6 protein-coding genes are annotated in these 5442 nt (G+C 69.7%); 2 read left to right on the plus strand and 4 right to left on the minus strand.

Annotated elements, in window-relative coordinates; genetic code table 11:
- Both AC1DOC_RS17350 and AC1DOC_RS17355 read right to left on the minus strand, forming a co-directional pair.
- A partial coding sequence (locus AC1DOC_RS17350) for an ABC transporter substrate-binding protein (protein WP_478130155.1) occupies positions 1-559 on the minus strand: 559 nt, incomplete at its 3' end.
- A gap of 308 nt (positions 560-867) precedes the next feature.
- Positions 868-1788 (minus strand): LysR substrate-binding domain-containing protein, encoded by a 921-nt coding sequence (locus AC1DOC_RS17355; protein WP_049808421.1) that lies wholly within the window; start codon positions 1786-1788, stop codon positions 868-870.
- 100 nt (positions 1789-1888) lie between these two features.
- Between AC1DOC_RS17355 and AC1DOC_RS17360 the strand changes: the two genes are divergently transcribed.
- Positions 1889-2608, plus strand: coding sequence for an FMN-dependent NADH-azoreductase (locus AC1DOC_RS17360; protein WP_027729632.1), 720 nt, complete (start codon positions 1889-1891; stop codon positions 2606-2608).
- On the opposite strand, the gene AC1DOC_RS17365 is transcribed toward AC1DOC_RS17360, so the two are convergent.
- Both AC1DOC_RS17365 and AC1DOC_RS17370 read right to left on the minus strand, forming a co-directional pair.
- Positions 2575-3606 (minus strand): aldo/keto reductase, encoded by a 1032-nt coding sequence (locus AC1DOC_RS17365; protein ID WP_478130156.1) that lies wholly within the window; start codon positions 3604-3606, stop codon positions 2575-2577. The two genes, AC1DOC_RS17360 and AC1DOC_RS17365, sit on opposite strands and share 34 nt — an antisense overlap.
- Before the next feature lie 40 nt (positions 3607-3646).
- Positions 3647-4840 carry an MFS transporter gene (locus AC1DOC_RS17370; protein ID WP_478083322.1) on the minus strand — a complete coding sequence of 398 codons (1194 nt, stop codon included), beginning with the start codon at positions 4838-4840 and terminating at the stop codon, positions 3647-3649.
- Positions 4841-4934: 94 nt separating this feature from the next.
- Here AC1DOC_RS17370 and AC1DOC_RS17375 point away from each other — a divergent pair.
- Positions 4935-5442, plus strand: a 508-nt coding sequence (locus AC1DOC_RS17375) for a LysR family transcriptional regulator (RefSeq protein ID WP_478130157.1), incomplete at its 3' end; no start/stop codon positions are given.

Raw genomic sequence — 5442 nt, forward strand, 5'->3', positions numbered from 1 at the left:
CCTTGATGCCGGCCTTCTCGGCGCTCCTCACGAGCGAGTCGTAGGCCAGGTCGCCCAGTGCGTCGGAAAAACCGATGAAGGCCACGGTCTTCACGCCAGACTTCTGCATGCGCTCGACCACGCCCGCGACCATGAGCTGGAACGGCTGCGACACGGTCACGGTCCATGCGCCTTCGGGGCCGGGGATGGTGACGGGCGTGGGCGAGATCAGCGGCGTGTTGAGCTCGCGCGCCACCGACGCAATGGCCATCGCGCCCGGCACGCCCGAGGTGCCGATCAGCACGTCGACCTTGTCTTCCACCACGAGCTTGCGCGCATTGCGCCCGGCGGTGGTGGGGTCGGAGGCATCATCGAGCACGATCAGCTGGACCTTGCGGCCGCCGATTTCGGGATGCTCGGCAATGGCGGCCCGAATGCCCTTCTCGTACGGTACGCCCAGTGCAGCGACCGGGCCCGAGAGCGAGCTGATGAAACCGATCTTCAGGTCGGCCGCCATGGCTTGCGCGGTCGCGAGTGCTGCTGCGGTGAGTGCCAGGATTCGGGTCAGGTTCTGTTTCATTGTTGGTGCTCCAAGGTTGTTTTGCGCTGCTGTTCAGGGCGTGTGCCCAGGCCACCSGGTACTCCCCTCCGCGAATGTCCTCCGCCTTCGGCTCCTCCTTGATTTCGCTGCGGGGAGCACCCGATGCCCTGTGCACGAGGACACGCTCTGGATGCACAGCTGATCAACGACCCCTCCGCAYAACGCTCCCGTCGATGGGGTGCCTTGCGCAGCGAAATYAAGGAGGAGGCCGAAGGCCGGGGGACATTCGCGGAGCAAGGTACCCCGTCGGCGGGAGCGCACCCTGAACAGCGGCCTTGCGCCAACCCTCAGGCAGCCTGCGAAGCAATCCACTCCCACACGGCGCGCACGGCCGGCTCGCCTTCATGCCCGGCGGCCACCGCGAGAAAGTAGCTGCCCGTGTCGAGCGCCGGTCCGAAGGGCTGCACCAGCGCGCCGCTGCGCAGCTCCTCGGCTGCGAGCGTGAGGCTCAGCAGCGCCACGCCGTGGCCCGCGAGCGCGGCAAGGATGGCGTGGGTCTCGTCCGAGAACGAGAGACCCGCGGCCTTCATCGACCGGCCGCGCGGCGGCGCGATGCCGGCTTCCTTGAACCACCGCGGCCACAGCGCGGGCGCCGCGGCGCCGGGCTGCCAGTCGCAATGGATCAGCTCGTGCTTCGGCAGGTCGGCCGCGCGCTTCAGGCCCAGCATCGGGCTGCACAGCGGGGCGTAGCGCTCGGGCATCAGCTCGCGCGACACCAGGCCCGGCCAGTTGCCGCTGCCTGAGCGCACGGCGATGTCGGCGCCGCCGCGCGCCAGGTCGACCAGCGTGTCGCTCGCATGCAGCCGCAGCTCGATGCCCGGGCAGGCCTTGCGAAAGGCCGCCATGCGCGGCAGCACCCAGCGGGCCGCGAAGGCGGTGTTGGTGGTGAGCGTGACGGCCTGCGGGGCCGACGGCTGGCGCAGCCTTTCGACGCCGGCTTCGAGCGCGTCGAAGCCGGCGCGCAGGTCGTCGAACAGTCGCTCGCCCGCGGGCGTCAGCGCGAGCTGCCGCGTGAGCCGGCGGAACAGCGGCCGGCCCAGCGTGTCTTCGAGCGCGCGCACCTGGTGGCTGATGGCCGAGGGCGTGACCGACAGCTCGAGCGCCGCGCGCTGGAAGCTCAGGTGCGCGGCCGCCGCTTCGAAGGCCCGCAGGGAGAGCAGGGGCGGCAGGCGCCGGGGGCGCCGCACGGATGAGCCAATCTCGTTCATCGATGGAGAAATGATTGTTTGTCGGAGGTCGTCTACGTCTCTAGATTAGAGACCTGTACCGCCATTGTGGCAGCGCAAGACAGAACAGGGAAATTCATCCATGAACACAATGAACCTTCTTCACATCGACGCCAGTGCCCGTCCGGGCCGCTCCGGCATCGACGCCCATGGCTCGCACACGCGCCGGTTGTCCGCGCGTTTTGTCGAGCGCTGGCGCGAGGCGCGGCCGGACGACCGCGTCGACTACCTCGACGTGGGCCAGCATCCGCCTGCGCATGTCGATGCCCGCTGGATCCATGCCGCCTTCACCGTGCCCGCCGAGCGCGAGCCCTGGATGGCCGAGGCGCTGGCCGAGAGCGACCGGCTGGTCGACCAGCTCGTGGCGGCCGACCTGATCGTGGTGGGCCTGCCGATGTACAACTTCAGCGTGCCCGCGCAGTTCAAGGCCTGGATCGACAACATCGTGCGCGTGGGCCGCACCTTCGGCTTCGACCGTGCGCGCGGCGCGGTGCCGTACTGGCCGATGCTCGCCGACGCGGGCAAGCGCATGGTGCTGCTCGGCGCGCGCGGCGACCACGGCTACGACCCGGGCGGGCGCATCGCGCACCTGAACCATGCCGAGCGCACGGTGCGCTCGGTGTTCGGCTACATCGGCATCACCGAGGTGTTCGAGGCCGCGGTGGAGTGCGACGAGTTCGGCGGCGAGCAGCTGGCCGAGTCGCTGCGGCAGGCAGAGCGGAAGGTCGATGGGCTGGTGGACCGGCTCGCCGCCGAGCCGCGCTCAGCTCACACCGCCACCGGGCTGCGCTCGGCGAACTGACCGTTCCAGTACGGGTAGTAGGGGTAGGGCGGCGTCACTGCGCTGGCCGCATCGAGCCGCTGGATCTGGTCCGCGCTGAGCTGCCAGCCGAGCGCGCCGAGGTTCTGCTTGAGCTGCTCCTCGTTGCGCGCGCCGATCAGCACGCTCGACACGGTGGGCCGCTGCAGCAGCCAGTTGAGCGCGATCTRCGGCAGCGTCTTGCCGGTTTCTTCCGCCACCTGGTCCATCGCATCGACCACGCGGTACAGGCGCTCGTCGTCCACCGGCGGCGCGAAGCCGGCGGTTTCATGCAGGCGGCTTCCGGCGGGCAGCGGCTGGCCGCGGCGAACCTTGCCGGTCAGGCGGCCCCAGCCGAGCGGGCTCCAGACGATGGCGCCCAGGCCCTGGTCCAGGCCCAACGGCATCAGCTCGAATTCGTAGTCGCGCCCGATCAGCGAGTAGTAGGTCTGGTTGGCCACGAAGCGCTGCAGCCCGAGCCGGTCGGAGGCCGAGAGCGATTTCATCAGCTGCCAGCCCGAGAAGTTCGAGGCGCCGATCAGCCGCACCTTGCCGGCGCGCACCAGGTCGTCGAGCGTGTCGAGCACCATCTCGACCGGCGTCATCGCGTCGAAGGCGTGCAGCTGTAGGATGTCGATGTAGTCGGTGCCCAGGCGCTTGAGCGCGGCATCGGTCGCGGCGATCAGGTGGTGGCGCGAGGCGCCGACGTCGTTCGGCCCGTCGCCGGCGCGCAGCGCGAGCTTGGTCGAGATGATGGCCTTGTCGCGCCGGCCCTTGAGCGCGGCGCCGAGGATCGATTCCGACGCGCCGTTCGAATACACGTCGGCCGTGTCGAACAGCGTCACGCCGGCGTCCAGCGCCAGGTCGACGATGCTGCGTGCGCCCTCCACGTCGGTGTTGCCCCAGGCGCTGAAGAGCGGGCCCTGTCCGCCGAAAGTGCCGGCGCCAAAGCCGAGTGCGGGAACCTTGAAGCCGGAGCGGCCGAGAAAGCGTTGTTCCATGATGTCGTGTCTTTGTGGTCGTTGAAAAAAAATGGAGAGTTCAGGCCCGGGCCGACGCGCAATCGGCCGCCCCGGCATTGCCGCCTTCGCGCCGGTCGAGCGAGCGGCTCCAGAGCGCGATCGCCAGCCCGGCGAGCGTGAGCAGCGCGGCCACCCAGCCGAGCGCGCGCAGGCCCGGGCCATGGTCGATGACCACGCCGCCCACCCAGGCGCCGAGCGCATTGCCCAGGTTGAAGGCCGCGATGTTGAGGCTCGACGCCAGGTTCTGGCCCGCGCCCGAGGCCTTCTCGAGCACGCGCAGCTGCATCGGCGCCACGGTGGCAAACGAAGCGATGCCGAGCAGGCCCACGAACACCACCGCCGTGAACGGTGTTCCGATGGTGAACTGCATCGCGCCGAGCACCGCGGCCAGCGCCACCAGCGTGCCGAGCACGGCCGGCATGGTCGACCTGTCGGCCAGCCTGCCGCCGAGGATGTTGCCCACGGCCAGGCCGCCGCCGAACACCAGCAGGATCGGCGACACCGCCGATTCGGACAGGCCCGTGACCTGCGTCAGCAAGGGCTGGATGTAGGTGAACACCACGAACACGCCCGCGTAGCCCAGCACCGTCATCGCCAGGCCGAGCAGCACCTGCGGCCGCACCAGCACCGCGAGCTCCTCGCGCAGCGGCGCCGGCCTGGCTTCGCCCTTGACGCGGGGCACGAACACGGCGAGCACCGCAAAGGCCAGCACGCCGATCAGCGTCACCGCCCAGAAGGTGGCGCGCCAGCCGTACTGCAGCCCGAGCCAGGCACCGGCCGGCACGCCCAGCAGCGTGGCGGCCGTGAGGCCGGTGAACATGATGGCGATGGCCGAGGCGCGCCGTTCCGGCGCCACGAGTCCGGTGGCCACCACCGAGCCCACGCCGAAGAAGGTGCCGTGCGCGAGCGAGGTGACCACGCGCGCGGCCATCAGCAGTTCGTAGCTGGGCGCGAGCGCGCAGGCCAGGTTGCCGAGCGTGAAGATCGCCATCAGCGCGAGCAGCACGGTCTTGCGCGGCAGCTTGCGGGTGGCGATGGTCAGGATCGGCGCGCCCACGGCCACCCCGAGCGCATAGCCCGAGATCAGCAGGCCGGCGGCCGTGATGGAGACGTGCAGATCCGCCGAGACCTGCATCAGCAGGCCCATGATGACGAATTCGGTGGTGCCTATTCCGAAGGCACCGGCGGTAAGGGCGAGTAGAGCGATTGGCATGATGTCCTGTACTGTGCGGGCATCCGGCCTTGATGACTAGAATGCCGCTGCTACACGCACTTGTGAATTGAAGTCACAGACAAGGACATCCGCCATGCCGCGCATCGACGTCAACCGCTCCGGCGAAATGGAAGCCTTTGTGCAGGTGGTCGAATCCGGCGGGTTTTCCGCGGCGGCGCGGCTGCTCGACATGACGCCTTCCGCGGTGAGCAAGCTCGTCGCGCGGCTCGAGTTGCGGCTGGGCATCCAGCTGGTGTACCGCTCCACGCGCAAGCTGCAGCTCACGCCCGAGGGCCTGCATTTCTACGAGCGCAGCACGCGCGTGCTGGCCGACATGGACGAGGCCGAGCGCTGCGCCGCCGCGGGTGCCGCGCCGCGCGGGCGCGTGAGCATCAACGCGAGCGTGTCCTTCGGGCACCACAAGCTGGTGCCGCTGGTGCCGCGCCTGCTCGAGCTGCATCCGCAGATCACGCTGGACATTGCGCTGACCGACCGCATCGTCGACCTGATGGACGAGCGCGCCGACATCGCGATCCGCTGGGGCCAGCTGCCGCCGTCCGACCTGGTGGCGCGGCGCCTGGGCGAGACCAGCCAGTCCATCG

The organism is Variovorax sp. 01T439_2 (genome assembly GCF_056398445.1).

Bases quoted from the DNA above. Each gene is read 5' to 3' on its own strand.
- AC1DOC_RS17360 (WP_027729632.1), top strand. From the start codon at position 1,889: ATGAACACAATGAACCTTCTTCACATCGACGCCAGTGCCCGTCCGGGC.
- AC1DOC_RS17370 (WP_478083322.1), bottom strand. From the start codon at position 4,840: ATGCCAATCGCTCTACTCGCCCTTACCGCCGGTGCCTTCGGAATAGGC.
- AC1DOC_RS17355 (WP_049808421.1), bottom strand. From the start codon at position 1,788: ATGAACGAGATTGGCTCATCCGTGCGGCGCCCCCGGCGCCTGCCGCCC.